The organism is Enterococcus sp. HMSC061C05 (assembly GCF_001814765.1).
In the GTDB taxonomy this organism is placed as follows: Bacteria; Bacillota; Bacilli; order Lactobacillales; family Enterococcaceae; genus Enterococcus_B; species Enterococcus_B lactis.
Genome location: NZ_KV817746.1, coordinates 1 through 761 on the forward strand (window position 1 = coordinate 1; position 761 = coordinate 761).

1 protein-coding gene is annotated in these 761 nt (G+C 43.5%); it reads left to right on the forward strand.

The annotated features are described in order from the left end of the window. A partial coding sequence (locus HMPREF2988_RS08240) for a polysaccharide deacetylase family protein (protein ID WP_070770397.1) occupies window positions 1-761 on the forward strand: 761 nt, incomplete at its 5' end.

Consider the following 761-nt stretch of genomic DNA (forward strand, 5'->3'; position numbering starts at 1 on the left):
CTTTCAAACAATCAGAACAATCAACGAATAAAAACAAGTCGACTGAAACAGCTAGCGTCAACGAATCCACTCAAGAATCAGTGAAATCAACACAAAGTCAATCAACTGAACCAGAACCAACACAAGAAAGTACAGAAGCTGTCCAAGATCCGACTGTCAAAAGTATTGCCATCAGTTTTGATGATGGACCAGGAGCGACCACAACACCACAGCTGTTGCAAATACTTAAAGAAAAAAACGTGCATGCTACTTTTTTTGTTTTAGGAGAAAATACGGCGCAACATCCTGAAATTGTGAAGCAGACAGCAGAAGCAGGACACGAGATTGGCAATCACACGTATAATCATCAGGATCTGGCGACGCTTTCTGCCCAGTCGATTACGGAGGAAGTGACAAAAACAGACACTGAGATTAAAAAAGCCACTGGTAAGGCCTCCGCTTTCGTTCGTCCGCCCTATGGTTCGATCACAAGTGTAGGAGCAAGTGTTATCCAGCGGCCAATCATCGAATGGTCGGTCGATTCAGAAGATTGGAAGACAAGAAATCCTGATTTGATTTTGCAGAAGATCCAAGCAACAGTATACGATGGTGCAATTATTTTATTCCATGATATTTATCCTGAAACGATTCGTGCCGTCCCTCAAGTGATCGATTATCTGCAAGAGCAAGGGTATCGCATCACGACAGTGGGGGATTTATTAGGGCATCCAACGACTGTCGAGAACTATTATGGCAGAAACGATCATCGGCCAGTCCAGTAA